Origin of the sequence: Staphylococcus edaphicus (genome assembly GCF_002614725.1) — a bacterium.
In the GTDB taxonomy this organism is placed as follows: Bacteria; Bacillota; Bacilli; order Staphylococcales; family Staphylococcaceae; genus Staphylococcus; species Staphylococcus edaphicus.
Window position 1 is genome coordinate 119,482 of sequence record NZ_MRZN01000001.1, and the last position, 22,750, is coordinate 142,231.

Genomic DNA, 22,750 nt, shown 5'->3' on the forward strand with positions numbered 1-22,750 from the left:
ATTAAATATGAAGTCTATTACAGTAAATGAATTAAAAAATAAAATTTTAAACGCTAATCCGGTTAATATTGTGGATGTTAGAACGGATCAAGAAACTGCAATGGGAATTATTCCAGGAGCTGAAACAATTCCTATGGACAGTATTCCGGAAAATTTAAACTATTTTAACGATAATGAAACGTATTATATTATCTGTAAAGTTGGCGGTAGAAGTGCACAAGTTGTTCAATATCTTGAACAGCAAGGTATAAATGCTGTGAATGTTGAAGGCGGCATGGATGAATTTGGCGACGAAGGTTTAGATATTAAAAGCATTTAATTCGAATATAAAATAAGCAAAGACATTTCACTTTAATGTATTGTTTAAGAACTAGTCCTTATGGATTAGTTCTTTTTTTGTGGTGTAATTTTGTGAAATAGAGTGTTTAAACAATAACTATTAGAATACATGGAAGTGATTATTTTAGTATTATTATATATGATAAGAACCAAGCTGAGATTCGTGCTTCTCAACTTGGTTCTTATCCGAATTTAATATATTATTATTTAACGATGTTTATCTAATTGCAAATTAGTGATAAAGAAAATGTTATATTTGTTTCTTTAGTATAGTGAAATAGCAAACGTAATTTATATTTTATTTACAGTTATTCTGTATCAATTTCAAAATGACTTGCATTAGAACCAGCAACATGACCGGTTACGAGTGCACTTGTAATATTGTATCCTCCTGTATAGCCATGAATATCTAATACTTCTCCACATAGAAATAAACCTGGTACAAATTTAGACATCATTGTCTTAGGTTGAATTTCTTTTAATGAAACGCCACCGCCTGTAACAAATGCTTTTTCAATAGATAACGTACCATTTACAGTGAAAGTGAATCCTTTTAATAGATTAACAAGTTGTTTAATTTGCGCATTTGAAATATGGTGAGCAGTTGTATCATCAGAGATTTGAGCTTGCTCGATTAAAAATAATAAGTAGCGTTCTTCAATTAATCCATGTAGACTATTTTTAACAAATTTATCAGGTGTCGCTTCTAATAAGCGTCTAATCTCTTGTTCAAGCTTATCTTTGGTAAGTTCAGGAAATGCGTCAAGCTGCATTTGGATATCTTGTTTCTTTCGTTGCTTTTGTTCTTTGTATACAAATTGACTGCATCTTAATGCAGCAGGACCACTAACTCCAAAGTGAGTAAATAGCATATCCATTTGATGTGTAATACGCGGTTTGCCGTTCTTCTTTAATACTGAGAGGGCAACATTTTTTAAACTTAAACCTTTGAGTCTTTTGTTCTTAATAAACGGTTCAGCCGACGTAATGGGTACTTCGGTAGGGAATAATTCAGTAATCGAATGTCCTAATTGTTTAGCAAATTTATAACCGTCACCTGTCGAACCTGTTTGAGGAACGCTCGTACCACCTGTAGCTATAATCAAACTACGACTTTCAACTTGTTGTTGATCGTTTAACATGACTTTGAACGTGTGTTGCTCTGTATATTCAATAGATGATACAGTGGACTCTTCTCTTACTTCTACGTGATGTTGCTGTAAGGTATTGATAAGCGCATCAACGACGTCTTGCGCTTTACTTGAAACTGGAAACATACGTCCATGGTCTTCTTCCTTTAAATGTACGCCTCTAGTTTCGAAAAATTGAATAATTGATTCATTGTCGAAAACTGAAAAGGGGCTATACAAAAATTTTCCGTTACCTGGAATGTTTTTTATAATTTCATCATAAGGTAACCGATTGGTAACATTACAACGCCCGCCTCCAGAAATTTTTAATTTGCGACCAAGACCTTTTTTCTTTTCTATTAATAAAATTTTATGATTTGTGATACTTGCTGCAGCGGCAGCCATCAGGCCACTAGGACCGCCACCTATTATAATTGTTTGATACATTTTATTGCCTCCCGTAAGCTTATAGTGTTATTTTATAGTAATATAGTTTTGAAAAAAAGTAGTTATCACGTTATTATTAAGATTACGAGTGTAAAATTTAATTTGAGATAGGAAGATCTGAATGAGTGAAAGTAAAGAGTTAGTGAGAGGCACCTTCTTGATTACGCTTAGTATATTAATTACTAAGATATTAGGTGTAATTTATATTATTCCATTTTACGCCATCATTGGTGGAGAGAAAAATTTGGCGCCTTTCAACTATGCGTATACCCCTTATAATATTGCAATTGCAATTGCAACTGCAGGTGTACCATTAGCAGCCTCGAAATATGTTTCAAAATATAATGCATTAGGTGCATATAAAATTAGTGAAAAATTATATAAATCAAGTTTTATAGTCATGACGCTTACTGGATTTATAGGTTTCATTGTTCTTTATTTATTAGCGCCAAGTATTGCATCTGTTACGTTAGCTAATAAAGGTGATGTTAAAGGTAGTTGGACCGTTGACGATATTACTTGGATAATTAGGATTATAAGTATAGTTGTTATTTTTATACCATTATTAGCTACATGGCGTGGTGTATTTCAAGGCTATAAATCAATGGGACCAACAGCAGTTTCTGAAGTTATTGAACAAATCGCACGTATTTTATTTATATTAGTGGGTAGTTATTTAGTTTTAAATGTGTTTAATGGCAGTGTACTTGCAGCGAATGGTGTTGCAACATTTGCTGCAGCAATCGGTGCAATAGCAGCAATCTTGGTCTTATGGTATTACTGGAGAAAGAGAAAAGCTAACATAGAACGCATGGTTGCCACTGATCACACTGGCATGGATGTATCTTATGGAAAAATGTATAAAGAAATTATTTCATACAGTATTCCATTCGTTATTGTAAGCTTAAACTTTCCTTTATTTAATTTAGTGGATCAGTTTACACATAACAGTGCATTGAATATAGCAGGTGTACCAAGTAATTTGCATGATTACTTCTTCTCAATTTTGAATATGACAACAAATAAAATTGTTATGATACCGACATCTTTATCAGCAGGTTTTGCAGTAAGTTTAATTCCATTTATTACAAAAACATATGAATCAGGGGAATTGAATGAAATGCATAGACAAATACGTACATCACTTGGTGTTTTAATGTACATAACCGTTCCAGCAAGTTTAGGTATAATGGCATTAGCACTACCGTTGTATACTGTTTTCTATAGTTATAATATTGATGGCAGTCATATGTTATTTTATTATGCACCAGTCGCAATATTAATCGCGTTATTAAGTGTCACAGCATCTATGTTACAAGGTATTGATAAACAAAAATTAACAGTTTTTGTAATTTTAGCAGCTGTAGTTATTAAAATTATACTGAATACGCCACTCATTGTAGCGTTCCATTCTGCTGGCGCAATTTTAAGTACAGCCATTGCATTATTATTTGCAGTATTGTGTAATTTTTATATTCTTAAAAAGTATGCAAAATTTAATTTTGCGGAAACTTGGCTACACTTTGGAAAAATATTCATATATGGTTTTGTCATGATGATTGCAGTAGAACTAACATTTTTTGTGTTACAACTATTTATTTCTACTGAAGCGAAGTTTGGCTCTTTAATCATTGTAATTATAAGTGTGATTGTCGGCATGCTGATATATGGTGGCATAACTATGAAAACGAGACTGGCAGATCAATTTTTAGGTGATATTCCAAATAAAATCAGACGTAAATTAGGTATTATTAAATGAGATTAGATAAATTCTTATCAAACATGGGCATAGGAACTCGAACGGAAGTTAAACAACTTTTAAAAAAGAAACATGTTAAAATTGATGACAAGATTGAAACATCACCTAAGAAACAAGTCGATCCCAAAAGTGAAACAGTAAAAGTGAATGAGCAACCAATTCACTATATCGACTACGTGTATCTCATGTTAAATAAACCCAAGGGGTATATTTCAGCAACAGAAGACAATAAACAAAAAACAGTTCTTGATTTGATAGACGACTATCAATATTTAGATATATTCCCGGTTGGTCGGTTAGATAAAGATACCGAAGGTCTTTTATTAATCACAAATGATGGTCAATTTAATCACCAATTAATGAGTCCAGTCAAACATGTAGCTAAAACGTATGAAGTAATATCTGAAAAAAATATTACAAAAAATGATATAAACGCATTTAAAGTGGGTATTGAATTAAATGAGGGATTGACGAAACCTGCAAAATTAGTCCAAGGTGATGAAGTGAACAAATCATTTGTCACAATATATGAAGGACGCTATCATCAAGTTAAACGTATGTTTCATGCTATAAACAATGAAGTAACTGCTCTGAAACGTACGAGCATTGGCGATTTACAGCTTGATTCTACTTTGGAACCAGGAGAATATCGTCATTTAACTCAGCAAGATTTTGAACTATTAGGATTAAAATAAAGAAGAGGTGTATATATTATGTCAAAATTATTTAAAGCAATCATAGGTATAGGGGGAGCGGCTGCCGCAGTCGTACTTTCTAAAAAAGAAAATAGAGATAAGTTAAAAGATGAGTATAGTAAGTACAAATCTAATCCCGAATCTTATAAACAAAATGCGAAAGATATTGCTAGTCAAATCAGTTCAAAAGCAGGCGAAACTTATAATGAAGTAAAACAAGATCCAAAAGGTTATGCTTCTAAAGTGAAACAGGATCCAAAAGGCTTTATAAACGAACAAAAAGATCGTTTCTCAAATGTTACGGAACAAGAAGAAGAACATATTGATGAAGCAAGATTTACTGATGAAGGTGCAGCTGATCCTTCAAACAACCTACGTGTTGTAACGGAAGAAGAATTGAAAAAAAACAGTAATAAAAATGACAATAAATAAGACGTTGTTATACGTGAGTTTTTAACCTAGTTCAAATTTGAACTAGGTTTTTTCTATTAATACAGTTAACTGATTTATTAATAGAAAGCGCTTTAACTGTTTTGTGAACAATCATAACAGTTAATTTTTTGTCATATTAACTACATCTTACTGTAGTTTCTACATTACTTCATGTAAAATATTAAATATATAAGTTATAAGAAGGAAGTTGATTGTATATGTGGAGAGACAAAGTAAAAGAATATGAAGAGCTAATATTAGAAGATTTGAATGGTTTACTTTCTATTGAAAGTGTAAGAGATGACAATAAAGCTTCAGCAGAGAATCCAGTGGGACCTGGACCAAGACAAGCTTTGGATTACATGTATAAAATTGCTGAACGGGATGGCTTTGGAACACATGATGTTGATCATATCGCTGGACGTATTGAAGCCGGGAGTGGTGATGACGTGTTTGGTATTCTGTGTCACGTCGATGTTGTACCTGCAGGTGAAGGATGGGATTCAGATCCATTTAATCCAGTAGTAACTGATGATAAAATTGTTGCTCGTGGTACTTTAGATGACAAAGGGCCTACAATTGCAGCATATTACGCAGTCAAAATTTTAAATGAAATGAATGTAAACTGGAAGAAACGTATACATATTATCATAGGAACAGATGAAGAATCTGATTGGAAATGTACAGAACGCTATTTCCAAACTGAGGAAATGCCTAAATTAGGCTTCGCACCTGATGCTGAATTTCCTGCTATTCATGGCGAAAAAGGGATAAGTACGTTTGATGTCATTCAAAATAAAAAAGCAGATGATCAAGATGAACCAGAATATGAATTACGTTCATTTGCATCTGGTCAAAGATATAACATGGTTCCTGATGAAGCGATTGCCAATGTTGCTGTTAAGGAAAATATGACTGATGTCATTCAAAACTTTGAACAATATCTTAATGAACATGATGTTGAAGGTGAGAGCGTTGTCGATAGTGGTATCTTAGTGCTTAAAGTTCAAGGCAAAGCTGTGCACGGCATGGATCCATCGATAGGTGTAAATGCTGGGTTATATCTCCTTAATTTCCTTACAACATTAGATTTAGATAAAACTGCTGCAAATTTCGTAGCCTTTAGTGAACAATATTTATTTGAATCTCATTTTGGTGAAAAAATGGGTATGAAATTCCATACTGATGTAATGGGTGACGTGACAACAAATATTGGTGTTATTTCTTATGATAATCAAAATGGTGGTAAGTTTGGAATTAACTTAAGATATCCTGAAGGTTTTGAATTTGATGAAGCATTAGCAAGATTTAAAGAAGAAATAAAATCGCTAGGGTTTTCAATTGAATTAGGTAAAAACCAAACACCACATTATGTGGAAAAAGATGACCCATTTGTGCAAAGCTTAGTCCAAGCATATCGCAACCAAACTGGTGATGACACAGAACCATATACGATTGGTGGCGGCACTTACGCACGTAACCTTGATAAAGGTGTAGCATTTGGCGCAATGTTCAGTGATTCTGAAGATTTAATGCATCAAAAAAATGAATATATAACTAAAAAGCAATTATTTAATGCAACAAGTATTTATTTAGAATCATTATATAAATTGTGCGTGGAGGAATAAATATGACAAAAGTATTAATAAATGAACAACTCGTTGACGAACAAGATGCAAAAGTACCATATAATGATAGGGGCTATGTATTTGGCGATGGTATTTATGAATATATTAGAGTGTATGATAATAGTGTTTTTACAGCAAAAGCGCATTTTGAAAGATTATTGCGCAGTGCAAAAGAAATTGGTCTTGAATTAAAATATAACGTAGAAGAACTTTCTGAATTAATACAGGAATTATTATCGGCAAATGGCGTGATTAACGGGGGAGTTTATATTCAAGTAACACGTGGTGCTGCACCACGTGATCATGCATTTCCGACACCTTCAATCGAAACAAATATAATGGCATTCACAAAATCTTATGACCGTCCGTATAAATCATTAGAAGAAGGTATAAATGCTATTACAACAGAAGACATTCGTTGGATGAGATGTGATATTAAAAGTTTAAACCTATTAGGGAATGTATTGGCTAAAGAATACGCAGTAAAATATAACGCTCAAGAAGCCATACAACACCGTGGAGATATTGTCACCGAAGGATCGTCAAGTAATGTGTATGCAATTAAAGACGGTGAAATTTATACGCATCCAGTTAACAATTATATTCTCAATGGTATCACGCGGATGGTAATTAAATCGGTTGCTGACGATAAGGGGATACCATTTAACGAAGAAACATTTACTTTAGATTTCTTGAAAAATTCAGATGAAATTATCGTATCGAGTACGTCTATAGAAGTTATGCCAGTTGTTAAATTAAATGGTGAAAGCGTAGGCGAAGGTAAAGTAGGTGCTATCACTAAATCCCTGCAAGAAGGATTCAATAATTACATTGATAAACATAGCTAATAATTTCTATAAAATGGATGTAAAATATAGCAAAAATTCATACTGAATTATGTTATAATGCTAACTGAGCCGTTTAAAAGAAACTAATAGAAATTAGAAAGTAAAAAGTGACTTTTTGTTTCTCATTATTGGTTGAAATTAGTACCCAAACATTATAAAATCTTTTATGAGTCTTGAAATGAAATCAGCAAAATTTCTTGAAAAAAGATAGAGAAATATTAAAAAATATTCTCAGTTTGGGTTCGTTTTATGGTATGCTATAAAAGTTACTATAATTTGAAAAACAGTTATTTATAAATTTAAAAATCAACTTGAATCGCATGGGACATTATGCTGGTCATGCTAATTGAGACAGTATAAATTTCGATTAAAGTTTATAAAATTTACTATGAAAATGATTATATATGGCTCTCGAAAAATGCTTTTCTGGAGCCATTTTCTAATTGAAAGTGAGGTGAACGTGTTGGAGCAGTTTTATCAATTGGGATGGACGCTTGACTCAGCAGGCGGTGCATCGGGTGAAGCATATATGGCCGAGCAAGATGGGCAAAAATTATTCTTAAAAAGAAATTCAAATCCATTTATTGCAGCTTTATCTGCCGAAGGTATTGTGCCTAAACTTGTATGGACAAAACGCATAGAAACTGGTGAAGTCGTAACAGCACAACATTGGAAAAATGGTAGAGAACTTACTTTCAATGAAATGCATGAGCAACGTGTAGCGAATTTATTGAAAAAAATTCATAGTTCGAAAACATTGTTAAATATGTTAAAACGTATGGAAATGGAACCTATTACGCCAGATATTTTACTGAATAAAATTAATGCATCGTTATCAAGAGATGTATTAACACATCATGTCGTGAGAAAAGCATTAACTTATTTAGAAGATCATATGCCCAACTTAGATCCTCGTTTCTTTACAGTTGTCCATGGTGATGTTAATCATAATAATTGGTTACTATCGGATCATGACGAGTTATACCTCGTTGATTGGGAAGGTGCAATGATTGCTGACCCCGCAATTGATTTAGGCATGCTGCTATACAATTACGTTCCAGAAAAGAAATGGCCAGAATGGCTCAACGTGTATGGTACAAAAGATTCAATGGATTTACAAAAACGTATGAAGTGGTACACGGCTGTGCAATCTATTGGTATGGTTCAATGGTATGAAGAACAAAAGCGTTATAAAGATATGAATATGTGGTTGAACTTTTTAAACGAAGTAATGAAGAATAATGCTTTTATATAAGGAGTTATCAAAATGAGAATGCGCTATAAGCCTTGGGCAGAAGACTACTTGAAAAAAGAACCGAATATAGTTGATATTGATGGTAGTCATGCAGGGCAAATCAGTGAGTGGTTTGATAATGACCAACCGATTTATATAGAGGTTGGATCAGGCATGGGTCAATTCATAACTTCACTTGCAGCAAAGCATCCAGAAATAAATTTTATCTCAATGGAACGAGAAAAAAGCGTTATGATAAAAGTATTAGACAAAGTCATCGAACAAGGTTTGACTAATATTAAATTAATTTGTAACGATGCTATTGAGCTGAATGAATATTTCAATGACGGTGAAGTAGATAGACTTTACTTGAATTTTTCTGATCCATGGCCCAAAAAGAGACACACCAAACGTCGCTTAACTTATAAAACATATCTTGCGTTGTATAAGCAAATTTTAAAAGACGATGGAGAAATCCACTTTAAAACAGATAATCGTGGTCTATTTGCGTATAGCTTAGAAAGTATGTCACAATTTGGCATGTACTTTACAAAAATTAACTTGAATTTGCATGAAGAAGATAATGAAGATAATATTGAGACTGAATATGAAAGAAAATTTTCTGATAAAGGTTCAAGGATTTACCGTATGGAAGCCCAATTTCATTAACTATTATCATTCATTTAAATTGATAGGACATAAGTTCTATCAATTTTTTTATGTTTAATTTTGTATACAGGTTAAATGATAAAGCAATTCAGTGCATATTAGGTCCATTGTTTTACCTAGCGCTTTATTTGTATTACTATAATTGATAAGTAGAAATCGCGTTTGAATGTTTATGAGGAGGAATACAATGATGAAATTAGGGGATTTTCGTATACATTATTTAAATGGTGGTATTACCAATATTGATGGCGGCGCTATGTTTGGTGTAGTGCCCAAGGCTTTATGGACTAAAAAATACGAAGTAAATGATAAAAATCAAATTCCATTGCCAACGCACCCAATATTGATTCAAGCAGGTGACTTAAATGTCATGATAGATACAGGCATAGGTCTGGGGAAATTAACAGATAAAGAACGTAGGAATTTTGGAGTTAATTATGAAAGTTATATTAAGCAAGATTTAAGTGCATTGGATTTAACACCTGAAGATATTGATTATATCTTAATGACACATTTACATTTTGATCATGCTTCTGGGTTAACAGATAATGATGGTAATGCCACTTTCACCAATGCTGTGCATGTTATTCAACAAGATGAATGGCATGAATTTCAAAGTCCTAATATACGTAGTAAATCCACTTATTGGCCAAAAAATAACGGTGACTTTCAAAAAAAATTGTTATTGTTTGAACATAAAATAGAAGTGTTACCAGGTATTACGATGATTCATACCGGTGGACATAGTTTTGGACATTCGATTATAACAATTGAAAGTAATAATGAAAAAGCAGTCCATATGGGGGATATTTTTCCAACGACTGCACATAGAAATCCATTGTGGGTAACTGCTTATGACGATTATCCTATGCAATCAATTAGAGAAAAAGAACGATTAATTTCACAATATATTCATCAAAATTATTGGTTCTTATATTATCATGACGTTAATTATTTTGCAGTGAAATATGATAAGCAAACGCTGTCTGAAATCGAAACATTTATATCTAGAAATTAAAAAGGTTAAAGCACAAGATTTACATGGTATTAAATTGTATGCAAAGTTAGCATGTCTTTAATATCGTGTATTTATAGCTTTAACCTTCTATTGTTAACATTCAATAATATCTAGTATATCACCCGTTTTTGCATCAACATAAAAGTCATAATATGCAAGTGTGTCATTGCTTCGTGTGGTAATACCACCTTGGAACGCAATGTGATTTGAATCGGATTTTGTATACGTTATGGGTGCTTTTAATATATATGATCCAATGACATTCATAAAGTACGTTTTTACTTCAGATGTAATTTTTTCAGGATCCTGATATTGTAGATGCTCTCGACGTTTATAAATACAAATTAATCCGACAACAGTTGTTAGTGAAATAAAAGAGATAATGAACCAACTTTTTTTATTCAACATAACACAGTCAACCCCCAATAAAGTCATATTAATAGTTTACCACAACGAAGATGATATAATAAATATTAAGGAGTGAGTGACGTTGAATATAGATAAAAACAAAACATTAAACAGAATGAAAACATTAACAGAATTACATGGAGTTGCAGGTTTTGAAGAAAATGTAAAAGCGTATTTGAAATCAGAAATGGAACCATTTGTAGATGACTTTGTTTATAATCGAATGGGTGGATTCTATGGTGTTAAAAGATCAAAGTCAAATCATCCTAAACGAATCATGGTTGCAGCGCATATGGATGAAATTGGTTTTATGATTACAAATATTGCATCAAACGGTATGATCCAATTTACCAATATAGGTGGTGTAGCAACTGATATCTGGCAAGGTCAACGCCTAAAAGTAAGATCTAGAAATAATGAGGAAATTACAGGTATTGTTGCTAATATTCCAAAACACTTTAGAACTGGAAATGAAGGCGCTCCAAAGATTGAAGACTTATTATTAGATATTGGTGCAGAAAATGCTGAAGAAGTGTCAGCACGTGGCATCGCAATTGGCGATACTATAGCTCCTGACACACCATTCACACAACTTTCAGAACATCGGTTTGCAAGTAAAGCTTGGGATAATCGTTATGGCTGTTTGATTGGTATTGAGCTACTAGAATTACTAAAAGACGTTGAATTAGACTTCGACTTATTTGTAGGTGCAAATGTACAAGAAGAAGTAGGTTTAAGAGGTGCAAGTGCTGCTGTAGAATTGATAGATCCTGATGTGGCGTTTGTAGTCGACTGTTCACCAGCAAATGATATGAAAGGTAAACAAAATTTATCTGGTGAATTAGCTGGAGGGACTTTAATTAGAATTAAAGATGGTACGATGCTACTTAGACCTACATTTAGAGACTATTTACTTGACTTAGCAACACAATTTGATATCAAACATCAATATTATATTTCACCTGGTGGCACTGATGGTGGAGAAATCCACAAAGCGAAATTAGGGATACCTACAGCAGTGATAGGCGTGTGTGCTCGCTATATTCATAGTACAAATGCCGTATTTGATATTAGAGATTATGAAGCGGCTAAAAGTTTGTTAGAACAATCGGTTAGACATTTAAGTGAAGACAAAATTGAAGCGCTGCAATATAAATAAAAAAGGAGCGATATCATGCAACAATTGGCAAGTGAGCAACAATTTGATACTTTAAAGAATGAGCAAACAGTGTTTTTATTTACGGCAGATTGGTGCCCAGATTGCAAAGTGATCGAACCTGAGTTGCCTCAATTAGAAGCTAAGTATACAAATTATAATTTTATTTCAATTGATAGAGATAAATTTATTGATATCTGTGTAGATTATGGCATCATGGGTATTCCAAGTTTTCTCGTGTTTCGTAATGGTGAACAAATTGGAAGTTATATAGGAAAAGAACGCAAATCTATCGAACAAATTGATCAATTTTTAGCATCTTTATAAATGAAATGTATTCGGTAATAAATTAAATTTAAATTATAAAAATATATACCCTTAGAACGCACATTTTTTCTGTTCCTAAGGGTATATTTATTGTAAACTATAGTAAGGCACGTAAATAGGAGTGTTAATCATGAATGTCTTTCAAATGAGAGATAAATTAAAAGAAAGATTAAATCATCTAGATGTGAAATTTAGTTTCAATCGTGAAGAAGAAACGCTACGTATTTCTAGAATTGATAATGGAAAAGGTGTTACTGTTAAAATTAATCCAATAGTAGCTAAATATAAATCTCAAAAAGAAAAAATTGTAGATGAAATTGTCTATTATGTAGAAGAAGCTGTCGAACAAATGAATGGGGAGACACTAGAAAATAAGGATGATATCCATATTATGCCAGTGTTAAGATCTCCTAGTTTTGATAAGAAGGATAAAAATGGCAATTTATTCGTAATAGACAAGCATACGGCAGAAACAAATATTTATTATGCGGTTGATTTAGGTAAGTCATATCGCCTAATTGATGAAACTATGCTGAAACAATTAAATCTAACAAAGCAACAATTAAAAGAAATGGCACTGTTTAATGTGAGAAAATTAGAAAATAAGTATACAACCGATGAAGTTAAAGGTAATATTTTTTATTTTGTTAATTCGAATGATGGTTATGATGCGAGCAGAATTTTAAACACATCATTTTTAAATGATATACAAGACCAATGTGAAGGAGAAATGTTAGTAGCTGTACCACATCAAGATGTACTCATTATTGCTGATATACGCAATAAAACGGGTTACGATGTCATGGCGCATCTAACAATGGAATTTTTTACAAAAGGTTTAGTTCCAATTACATCACTCTCTCTAGGTTATGATAAAGGCCACTTTGAACCAATTTTCATTTTAGGTAAAAATAATAAACAAAAAAGAGACCCTAACGTTATTCAAAGATTAGAAGCTACAAGGAAACAATACGAGAACAAAGATAAGAAATAAGGAGTAATTAAATATGAATTTATTTTACAATAAAGAAGCAGTCGGAGATGTGGCTTTCTTACAAATCAATCCTGCAGAAGGTAATTACAATTATGTAATGCAAGGCGACATAGTTGAAATACAACTTGACGGTGAAGTTGTTGGTTATAATATCTTTAATGCATCAAATCAAACATCTATTTCAGGTAATGGCCATATCAAATTAACTGAAACATTAGTCAGTGAATTCCAAAAAGCGATTGAAGCTGCTGGTTTCAATTATAGACTCGATGTAGATTTTTCACCTAAATTTGTAGTGGGCTACGTAGAAACAAAAGATAAGCACCCTGATGCAGATAAATTAAGTGTTTTAAGTGTGGACGTTGCAACTGAAAAATTACAAATTGTCTGTGGTGCTTCTAATATCGATGCTGGACAAAAAGTAGTTGTGGCAAAAGTTGGTGCAGTTATGCCAAGTGGTATGGTAATTAAAGATGCTGAACTAAGAGGTGTTGCATCAAGTGGTATGATTTGTTCAATGAAAGAATTAGATTTGCCCAATGCACCACAAGAAAAAGGCATTATGGTCTTAAGTGATGACTATACTGTTGGACAATCATTTTTTGAAGAATAAAAGGAGGTAATGTAGTATGAGCTGGTTCGACAAGTTATTTGGAGAAGATAATGATTCAGCAGATGATTATCTTAATAAAAGAAGCCAACGACGTCAAAAAGCTACACAACAAGAAGAGCAAGATTCATTACTTCCTCAGAACAATGATGTTTATGAAAGACCTAAAGGAAAATTCAGATTTCCAATGCGTATTTTAGAAGAGGCAAATAACAATAAAAACACAGAGTCAGGATTTAACTCAGAAAATAAAGAGCGCAGTCAGGATACACGCTATGATGTGAATACTGCTAGTATTAATCAACAACATAGAAGACGTAGACATATGTATAATGATAGTTCATCTCAAAATATGGGATCGAATAATACTTCTGCTGACAATCTATCGCAACAACAGGATAGTTTCCAAACTAAACAGGAGTCCAAAGCACATAAAGGTAAAAGAATGAGAATTCAAACTGATGTCTTACGTGCAAATATGTCATCTAAAAACAAAACCAATACATCAAATTTACATCAAAGTGATTTTAAAGCGAGCGAGGTACCTTCAGCCATATTTGGTACAAAAAAACCGCGTCCTTTAGAAAACGGTGTGATTAAACGTCATGATCATCCTAATGATGAAGCTAAAGAAGTATCTTCAACGCAACAAAATAAAAATAATGAAAAAAAATATCAGCAGAAATCTCAAAAATCTAATGAAGCAGATGTTGGTGTAACTAATAATCTGAACGGAATGCATATGTCTAATGATACTACAAAACATGCTGACCAGACTTTATTGGACAATAAAAATCAAGAAAGCAATTTAACACATGATACAAAAAAGGCGATAATTAACAAAGATGAACCAAATCAACAAGCAACAAATCAACCCAAAAAAGATAATACGATTAAAATTGAGAACATCTATGCTTCACAAATAGTAGAGGAAATTAGACGAGAGCGTGAACGTAAAGTATTACAAAAAAGGCAGTTTAAAAAAGCCCTTCAACAAAAACGCAATGAGAATCAAGATAAACAACAAGATAGTATGCAAAAAGCAATAGATGAAATGTACGCAAAACAAGCACACCATTACATAGGTGAAAGCTCATTAGATGATGATGGTTTCACGGAAAATGCGACTGATTCGAAATCAGAAGCATCAAATCAAAGTGAAAAAACTAGCCAACAAGCACACGCGGTAACAAGCGAATCTATACAAGAAAACTCATCTACACCATTTAATTATGAAGAAGTTGATTTGAATAATGTACAAGATGTACATAACATTGATGAAGAACAGGTTGATGAAAATACGAGTTATGACCATAATGATACTGCAAATCAAGTTGAAGATAACAGACATAATTATGTAAGTGAACTTAAAGATATTGACAACAGCGACGATATGAATGAATCGTCAACTATATCAAGTAACCTTGATGATGTGAAAGATAAAGAGGACATCATGTCTGATGAAGCAGAAACGTTTTCAGATAAATCAGATGTAGATGATGCTCAATATAGAGAATTAACAGAAACGGCTATGGCATCAGACGAAGTAGCAAATTTAGAACAATCTGAAGCGAATGATGAAATTACTCAAGCAATACCAAAATCAAACCATTCAGAACGACAATTTATAGAGTCTGAGGCTGATTCATCAATAGGTCATGCAAGTCAAACTGATGAATTAGATACAGCATCACAAGAAGAAGCTATTGATGAACCAGCTGAAAGTGAATCAGCTTCTATACAAAACGAAAATATGAACAGTTATTCTGAAACACATAAATCTGTGAAAGGTAACGATTTAGAAACCACTGATAATAATGCTGAACAAAAAGGGACATCTATCAAAAACAGTAAATCTTCAACTACTAAAAAGGGCAGTAAACCTTTTAATGTGGTCATGACACCATCAGATAAAAAACGTATGTTAGATGCTCAAAAAGAAAAAAATAGCATAAAAACACATTTAAATTCAGCTAACAACAAAGATAAATCTGAAATTGATAATACACAAAACGTTACTAACCCTAATCAATCACAAGCGAATAATACACACCAACAGAATGAAACTACGACAGAGGTCCTAAATAATGCTAGTGAAACACAAACCGACTTGAATTCTATCAATCAATCTAATCATATAACAAATGAGCAAGACGATTTGCAACAGAATTCAGAAGCACCATATATTCACGATGCTTCTATTGATGCAACAAGTCATGATACTGAACAATTCCAAACATCTGAGCATACAACAGCAAATGAATTAAATAAGGCGAATAATCAAAATCATGCACAACAGCATCATATACAAGAACCTGTATTGAAACCGGAGCGTTCTGGTAGTCAATTGGGAGGAACTCAATCATCTACAAGTTATGATAATAAAGCAACGATTAGAAGAGGGCCAAATATCAAATTACCTAGTGTAGAATTATTAGAAGCCCCTCAGCAACATGAAATCGATAATAGTTGGATTGAAGATAAAAAACAAGAATTGAATGAAGCTTTTTATTATTTCAATGTACCTGCAGAAGTACAAAACGTTACAGAAGGACCAAGTGTGACTCGTTTCGAATTGTCTGTCGAAAAAGGTGTGAAAGTATCAAGAATTACAGCGTTACAAGATGATATTAAAATGGCGCTTGCAGCTAAGGATATTCGTATCGAAGCACCTATTCCAGGCACTAGTCTAGTTGGAATTGAGGTACCTAATCAAAATGCCACCACTGTTAATTTGCGTTCGATTATTGAAGAACCAGCTTTTAAAAACGCTGAATCTAAATTAACTGTTGCTATGGGACTTAGAATTAATAATGAGCCTTTATTAATGGATATCTCTAAAACACCTCATGCTTTAATTGCTGGTGCAACCGGGTCAGGTAAGTCAGTATGTATTAATAGTATATTAATGTCTCTATTGTATAAAAATCATCCAGAGGAATTGCGACTCTTACTCATTGATCCGAAAATGGTCGAGCTAGCACCTTATAATGATTTGCCACATTTAGTAGCGCCCGTGATTACAGATGTCAAAGCAGCAACGCAAAGTTTAAAATGGGCTGTTGAAGAAATGGAAAGACGTTATAAAGTGTTTGCTAAATATCATGTAAGAAATATTACGGCGTTTAATAAGAAAGCAACATATGAGGATAGAATGCCGAAAATTGTTATAGTAATAGATGAGTTAGCTGATTTAATGATGATGGCACCTCAAGAAGTTGAACAATCTATTGCGCGAATAGCACAGAAAGCGCGTGCTTGTGGCATTCATATGCTTGTTGCAACACAAAGACCTTCAGTCAATGTTATCACTGGATTAATCAAAGCCAATATACCTACTAGGATTGCCTTTATGGTATCATCTAGCGTGGACTCTCGTACTATCCTAGATAGTGGAGGCGCAGAGCGTTTGTTAGGATATGGCGATATGCTTTATCTAGGAAGCGGTATGAATAAACCTATCCGTGTTCAGGGGACATTTGTCTCAGATGAAGAAATTGATGATGTTGTAGATTACATTAAACAACAACGAGAACCTGAATATTTATTTGAAGAGAAAGAATTATTGAAAAAAACAGAAAGCCAACCACAAGACGATTTATTCGATGATGTATGTCGCTTTATGTTAAAAGAAGGTCATATTTCTACTTCATTAGTACAAAGACATTTCCAAATTGGATATAATCGAGCTGCTAGAATCATTGATCAATTAGAACAATTGGGCTATGTTTCAGGCGCAAATGGATCAAAACCAAGAGATGTATACATTACAGAATCGGATTTAAATGAGAATTAATATAGAGATAAAGGAGTGTTACAATGACACACTATCATTTTGTCGGTATAAAGGGTGCCGGTATGAGTTCATTAGCACAAATCATGCATGATCTTGGAAACGAAGTACAAGGTTCAGATATTAAAAATTATGTTTTTACAGAAGTTGCATTAAAAAATAATGGTATTAAAATATTGCCGTTTAATGCTGACAATATCAAAACAGATATGGTTGTGGTACAAGGGAACGCGTTTCCCGATACTCATGAAGAAGTTGTCAAAGCACATGAATTAAACCTTGAAGTAATTCGCTATCATGATTTCTTAGGTCATATCATTAATCAATATACATCAGTCGCTGTGACAGGTGCACATGGCAAAACATCAACGACAGGGTTATTGTCACATGTGATGAATGGAGATAAGAAAACGTCATTCCTAATCGGTGATGGTACAGGACTGGGTATACCAGCGAGCGATTATTTTGCATTTGAAGCCTGTGAATATCGCAGACATTTTTTAAGTTATCATCCAGATTATGCCATTATGACAAACATTGACTTTGACCACCCAGATTATTTCAAAGACGTTGACGATGTATTTAATGCTTTCCAAGAAATGGCACAGAATGTTAAAAAAGCTATTATTGCGTGGGGCGATGATGAGCATTTACGTAAAATTAAAGCAGATGTACCTGTGTATTATTATGGATTTTCTAAAAAAGATGATGTATATGCAGATAATTTAGAAATAAGTGAAAATGGTACGACATTTGATGTATACATTAAAAATGAATACTACGATACATTCTTGTCACCACAATTTGGTGATCATAATATTTTAAATGCATTGTCTGTTATTACGATAAGCTATCTAGAAAGTTTAAATATTGAAAACATCAAAGAAGCATTAGAAACATTTGGTGGAGTAAAACGTAGATTTAATGAAACAAAAGCAGGAAAACAAGTTTTAGTTGATGATTATGCACACCATCCGAGAGAAATTAGTGCTACAATTGAGACAGCGAGAAAAAAATATCCTAATAAAGATGTTATCGCAGTGTTTCAACCTCACACTTTTAGTAGAACACAAGCATTCTTGGATGAGTTTGCACAATGTTTAAGTTTAGCGGATAAAACTTTCTTATGTGAGATTTTTGGTTCGATAAGAGAAAATAGCGGTAACCTAACAATTCAAGACTTAATTCAAAGAATCGATGGTGCAACATTAATTGATGAGGAAAGTGTAAATGTATTAGAGCAATATAGTGATGCAGTTATTTTATTTATGGGCGCGGGGGATATTCAAAAAGTTCAACGTGCTTATATGGAAAAATTAGGTGTCACTTCATCATTTTAATATGTTTATGTTAAAATGATGGGGGTATTTATATTAAATAACAACATATGATTAATAGGAGGCGTTTTAAATGGAATGGATTTTACCTATAGCTGGAATTATTGCAGCGATTGCATTTTTAATATTAGTAATTGGTATCGTTGTCGTATTACTTTCAGTTAAGAAGAATTTAGATCACGTAGCAAAAACACTTGATGGTGTTGAAGGACAAGTTCAAGGAATTACACGTGAATCTACAGATTTACTTCACAAAGCTAACCGCTTAACTGAAGATATTCAAGACAAATCAGATCGTTTAAATTCAGTAGTAGATGCTGTTAAAGGTATCGGTGATTCTGTACAAACATTAAATGGTTCTGTAGATAGAGTTACAAACTCAATTACGCACAATATCTCTCAAAATGAAGACAAAATTTCTCAAGTAGTTCAATGGTCAAATGTAGCAATGGAAGTTGCTGATAAATGGCAAAACAGAAGAAATCGTAGAGAAAGTGCAAATTATAAAGCGAGCAGTGTAGCAAATGACACAAACCATAGCTATACTACACGTGTTGATAACAAATAATTCATATATTAAAAACAAATGCACTTAAATGAGGTTTGAAACTTGTTTAAGTGCATTTGTTATAGGAGGCATTAAACCATGAAGTACTATAATCGTGATAATTATGAAAGAAACTTAGAAAGTTACGAAGTGCCAGAATATTTTACAAAGGGTGCCAGAAATGAATTTGTATACGGGTTCATAGTAGGTGCTGTGATAGGTTCTGCTGTTGGTTTAGTATCAATTAGTAAATCTAGAACAACTGATAAATCTATTCCAGAAAAAGACAATCAATTCAAATCTAGTATTATTGAACAGTCTGAATTAGAACGCCAAGAAGCTGAAAATAAAGTGAATGATATTAAATCAACTGTGTTTGATATGCTAGATAAAAATACAGAAGCAACGGATGCTGAATTATCAGCGCAACGTGTAGCAATTCAACAAGAAACATCTGATAACAATTTAGCTAACATGTCTCCTGAGGCTCAAGAACAACAGGAAACAGAAGCTACTGAGGAATTCAATCAAACAGCTGATGACTTAACGCATATAGACCCAAACGCAGAACCAAAGCAAAGTGAAATAAATGCACAACAAAATGCGATTAAGGAAGAATCAGTATTAAACGATTCTCCTGACAGTATAGCGAATACTAAACATTCAAAAAGTAATGTGGCAACTGTAGGTACAGCAGCAGCTGGTACAATAGTTGCAGGAAATTTAGCTAAAGCAGCCAATGATAAAAAACAAGCACTAAATGAAGATAAACAAGTCTCTGATAATACATCTAGTCTATTATCAGAAGAACAAACGAGTGGCAATAGTAATAATGAGATACCTAATTTAATTACTAAAAGTAACAAAAAAGACGTAAGTGATACTGCAACAGCAGGAACTTTAACTGCAACAGGCTTGGCCTTAGCAGCAAAAAACAAAAATAAATCTTTGAATGATAATCCTACAGTTGCAGAGCAAACGGCTAATTTACTTCAACCAGAGACACCTGAACAAGGGAATAACAAAATAGTACCTAGTTTAGTGACTACAAATGTTGGTAATGCTGTTGAATCTACAACAGATAAAGTAGAACAAGTTGAAAATAATAAGAATGATAAAAAAGAAAAACCAGAAGCAGCAGAACAAAGAGTGAAACAATCACATAACCAGGTTGTCTTTAATGATGGTATTATTGTACATGAAAATGCGAGTGGCGAAAATAAACCTGATACAACAAGAGAAACTAAATCATCTAACACTAAAAATGATCGTACGATTAAACACGAAGCTTCAGAGCGTTCTGATAACAGCACTAGTACAAAACAACAAGATAAAAATGTAACAGAAGGTGCTACTGAAACAGAAACAACTTATTCAAAAAATAGATCACAAACCAAAAAAACAGAAAAAGCTAAGAGTAAGATAGATAAAAGAACATTTAATGATTAAATTCCCTTAGTTAAATAACTATGGGGAGGTACCAATCATTATCTTTGTTCTTATCATGCTTTAGAATAAAGTACTCAGGGTTGATTGTGACTTAAAATAATATGACTATAAAAGCATTACCACATTTATTCATGAATTTGAGTAGTGCATAAAGTTTGAATAACAATGACCTAGTTATCCTTGATGGAGTGGGATATGAAATCTTTTCTGTAAATTAGATTTCTGTCTCACTCTTTTTTGATATAGACTAATGGGCAGATAAGTATGGCAATTGAAATACTAATAAGTAATAATTACAAATCAATCTGAATATCATAAATAGAAAAAAATGAAATATGATACAAAAGCGCTAAAAACAATTTAATAGTGTAAAATATAACTAGTATATGACTGAAAATTCAGTTATTATTAATGTTATTCACTTTAAAGTGAATTTTTTGCAATCCTTACTTGAACTTATAAGTAGTTATTGTTAGAATAACGATTAACATATATTTTATCGCTTTAAAGCAGAATAAAATATTGGTTTTAAAATTTTTCATAGAGGTGAATAAAATGACAGACAAATTACAAGAATACAGAGATGAGATAGTTGAAATTAATGAACAAATCTTAGGTCTTTTATCCAAAAGAGGCAAGATAGCACAAAAAATTGGTGAAGAAAAACGTAAACAAGGTACACTTGTTTATGACCCGCAACGCGAAAAAGAAATGATTAATCAATTATTAGACCAAAATGAAGGACCATTTAATGATAATGTGATTAAGCAACTATTCAAAGAAATTTTTAAAGCCTCTACTGATTTGCAAAAATCTGAAAATGAAAAGCATTTATATGTATCAAGAAAATTAAAACCAGAAGATACAATTGTTCAATTTGATAATGGAGGCATCATTGGTGATGGCAACAAATCATTTGTATTTGGTCCATGTTCAGTTGAGTCACAAGAACAAGTTGATGCAGTAGCAGCGAATTTACAGGCTAGAGGTGAGAAGTTCATTAGAGGTGGTGCTTTTAAACCACGTACCTCACCATATGACTTCCAAGGTTTAGGTGTTGAAGGACTAAAAATTCTAAAAAATACTAAAGATAAATATGGCTTAAATGTGGTAAGTGAAATTGTGAACCCAGCAGATTTTGAAGTAGCAGACCAATATTTAGATGTGTTCCAAATTGGTGCTCGTAATATGCAAAATTTTGAACTACTAAAAGAAGCTGGACGTTCAAATAAACCGGTTTTATTAAAACGTGGTTTATCAGCAACAATTGAAGAGTTTATTTTTGCAGCTGAGTACATCGCGTCACAAGGTAATGAAAATATTATTTTATGCGAACGCGGTATCCGTACTTATGAAAAAGCAACAAGAAATACACTAGATATTTCTGCAGTGCCAATTTTAAAACAAGGTACACATTTACCGGTAATGGTCGATGTAACACACAGTACTGGACGTAAAGATATTATGATTCCAACTGCAAAAGCCGGTCTAGCGGTAGGAGCTGATGGAATTATGGCTGAGGTACATCCTGATCCATCTGTAGCGTTAAGTGATAGTGGTCAACAAATGGATTTCAATGAATTTGATGACTTCTATAAAGAAATTAAACCATTAGCTGACATGTATAATAGTAAACAGCTTAAATAATATATTAAATTGGTAAGATTAAATCCTTATAATCCTCACTTTATATTTAGTGGGGGGATAAGGATTTTTTCTCGTCTAAATTAAGGATATAATATAGTTTTTTTAAAATTAATATGAATTAATGTGTCATTTGTTATTTAACATATACATGTTCATATAAATTAAATTGAATTATTTATGAATTTAAAGCAAAATGATTTTACAATAACTAAAAATATGGTAAACTTTGAAAATGTTATGAAAACAGAGTATAATGATAAAGAAATCGCTTTCAAGGAGGAAA

Annotated in this window: 20 protein-coding genes; 18 read left to right on the top strand and 2 right to left on the bottom strand. The window is 32.7% G+C overall.

Annotated elements, in window-relative coordinates:
• Positions 1-7: 7 nt before the first annotated feature.
• Positions 8-319 (top strand): rhodanese-like domain-containing protein, encoded by a 312-nt coding sequence (locus BTJ66_RS00840; RefSeq protein ID WP_099089108.1) that lies wholly within the window; start codon positions 8-10, stop codon positions 317-319.
• A gap of 328 nt (positions 320-647) precedes the next feature.
• On the opposite strand, the gene BTJ66_RS00845 is transcribed toward BTJ66_RS00840, so the two are convergent.
• A complete protein-coding gene (locus BTJ66_RS00845; RefSeq protein ID WP_099089109.1) occupies positions 648-1,916 on the bottom strand; it encodes a BaiN/RdsA family NAD(P)/FAD-dependent oxidoreductase in 1,269 nt (422 codons plus the stop codon).
• 121 nt (positions 1,917-2,037) lie between these two features.
• On the opposite strand from BTJ66_RS00845, the gene BTJ66_RS00850 reads away from it, so the two are divergent.
• The 8 genes from BTJ66_RS00850 (at position 2,038) to BTJ66_RS00885 (ending at position 10,199) form a co-directional block, all read left to right on the top strand.
• Positions 2,038-3,675: a putative polysaccharide biosynthesis protein gene (locus tag BTJ66_RS00850; protein WP_099089110.1), complete on the top strand. Its 1,638-nt coding sequence runs from the start codon at positions 2,038-2,040 to the stop codon at positions 3,673-3,675.
• On the top strand, positions 3,672-4,370 hold the full coding sequence (locus BTJ66_RS00855; protein WP_099089111.1) for a pseudouridine synthase: 699 nt from the start codon (positions 3,672-3,674) through the stop codon (positions 4,368-4,370). Before BTJ66_RS00850 ends, BTJ66_RS00855 begins: the two co-directional genes overlap by 4 nt.
• Positions 4,371-4,388: 18 nt before the next feature.
• Positions 4,389-4,802, top strand: coding sequence for a YtxH domain-containing protein (locus tag BTJ66_RS00860; RefSeq protein WP_099089112.1), 414 nt, complete (start codon positions 4,389-4,391; stop codon positions 4,800-4,802).
• Positions 4,803-5,020: 218 nt separating this feature from the next.
• Positions 5,021-6,430 carry a dipeptidase PepV gene (gene pepV / locus BTJ66_RS00865; RefSeq protein WP_099089113.1) on the top strand — a complete coding sequence of 470 codons (1,410 nt, stop codon included), beginning with the start codon at positions 5,021-5,023 and terminating at the stop codon, positions 6,428-6,430.
• 2 nt (positions 6,431-6,432) lie between these two features.
• Entirely contained in the window at positions 6,433-7,278 is an 846-nt protein-coding gene (gene dat, locus BTJ66_RS00870; RefSeq protein WP_099089114.1) for a D-amino-acid transaminase, read from the top strand.
• 463 nt (positions 7,279-7,741) lie between these two features.
• Positions 7,742-8,533: a phosphotransferase family protein gene (locus BTJ66_RS00875; protein ID WP_161940533.1), complete on the top strand. Its 792-nt coding sequence runs from the start codon at positions 7,742-7,744 to the stop codon at positions 8,531-8,533.
• 12 nt (positions 8,534-8,545) lie between these two features.
• Positions 8,546-9,181 (top strand): tRNA (guanosine(46)-N7)-methyltransferase TrmB, encoded by a 636-nt coding sequence (gene trmB / locus BTJ66_RS00880; RefSeq protein ID WP_099089116.1) that lies wholly within the window; start codon positions 8,546-8,548, stop codon positions 9,179-9,181.
• A 190-nt stretch (positions 9,182-9,371) separates the two neighbouring features.
• On the top strand, positions 9,372-10,199 hold the full coding sequence (locus tag BTJ66_RS00885; RefSeq protein ID WP_099089236.1) for a YtnP family quorum-quenching lactonase: 828 nt from the start codon (positions 9,372-9,374) through the stop codon (positions 10,197-10,199).
• Positions 10,200-10,292: 93 nt separating this feature from the next.
• Here BTJ66_RS00885 and BTJ66_RS00890 read toward each other — a convergent pair whose 3' ends face one another.
• Positions 10,293-10,607, bottom strand: coding sequence for a PepSY domain-containing protein (locus tag BTJ66_RS00890; RefSeq protein WP_099089117.1), 315 nt, complete (start codon positions 10,605-10,607; stop codon positions 10,293-10,295).
• 82 nt (positions 10,608-10,689) lie between these two features.
• Between BTJ66_RS00890 and BTJ66_RS00895 the strand changes: the two genes are divergently transcribed.
• The 9 genes from BTJ66_RS00895 (at position 10,690) to BTJ66_RS00935 (ending at position 22,467) form a co-directional block, all read left to right on the top strand.
• A complete protein-coding gene (locus BTJ66_RS00895; protein WP_099089118.1) occupies positions 10,690-11,766 on the top strand; it encodes a M42 family metallopeptidase in 1,077 nt (358 codons plus the stop codon).
• Positions 11,767-11,781: 15 nt separating this feature from the next.
• A complete protein-coding gene (locus BTJ66_RS00900) occupies positions 11,782-12,090 on the top strand; it encodes a thioredoxin family protein (RefSeq protein ID WP_099089119.1) in 309 nt (102 codons plus the stop codon).
• Between the two features lie 130 nt (positions 12,091-12,220).
• The gene (locus BTJ66_RS00905) at positions 12,221-13,084 is read left to right on the top strand and encodes a DUF1444 domain-containing protein (protein ID WP_099089120.1); all 864 of its coding nucleotides are present in this window, start codon (positions 12,221-12,223) and stop codon (positions 13,082-13,084) included.
• A gap of 13 nt (positions 13,085-13,097) precedes the next feature.
• Complete coding sequence (ytpR, locus tag BTJ66_RS00910) at positions 13,098-13,697, top strand: YtpR family tRNA-binding protein (RefSeq protein WP_099089121.1); 600 nt, start codon at positions 13,098-13,100, stop codon at positions 13,695-13,697.
• Between the two features lie 16 nt (positions 13,698-13,713).
• Positions 13,714-17,490: a DNA translocase FtsK gene (locus BTJ66_RS00915; protein ID WP_099089122.1), complete on the top strand. Its 3,777-nt coding sequence runs from the start codon at positions 13,714-13,716 to the stop codon at positions 17,488-17,490.
• A 23-nt stretch (positions 17,491-17,513) separates the two neighbouring features.
• Positions 17,514-18,827, top strand: coding sequence for a UDP-N-acetylmuramate--L-alanine ligase (gene murC / locus BTJ66_RS00920; protein ID WP_099089123.1), 1,314 nt, complete (start codon positions 17,514-17,516; stop codon positions 18,825-18,827).
• A 70-nt stretch (positions 18,828-18,897) separates the two neighbouring features.
• Entirely contained in the window at positions 18,898-19,392 is a 495-nt protein-coding gene (locus BTJ66_RS00925; RefSeq protein ID WP_099089124.1) for a DUF948 domain-containing protein, read from the top strand.
• Positions 19,393-19,470: 78 nt separating this feature from the next.
• A complete protein-coding gene (locus BTJ66_RS00930) occupies positions 19,471-20,820 on the top strand; it encodes a YtxH domain-containing protein (protein ID WP_099089125.1) in 1,350 nt (449 codons plus the stop codon).
• Positions 20,821-21,375: 555 nt separating this feature from the next.
• A complete protein-coding gene (locus BTJ66_RS00935; protein WP_099089126.1) occupies positions 21,376-22,467 on the top strand; it encodes a bifunctional 3-deoxy-7-phosphoheptulonate synthase/chorismate mutase in 1,092 nt (363 codons plus the stop codon).
• The last annotated feature ends 283 nt before the right edge of the window (positions 22,468-22,750 follow it).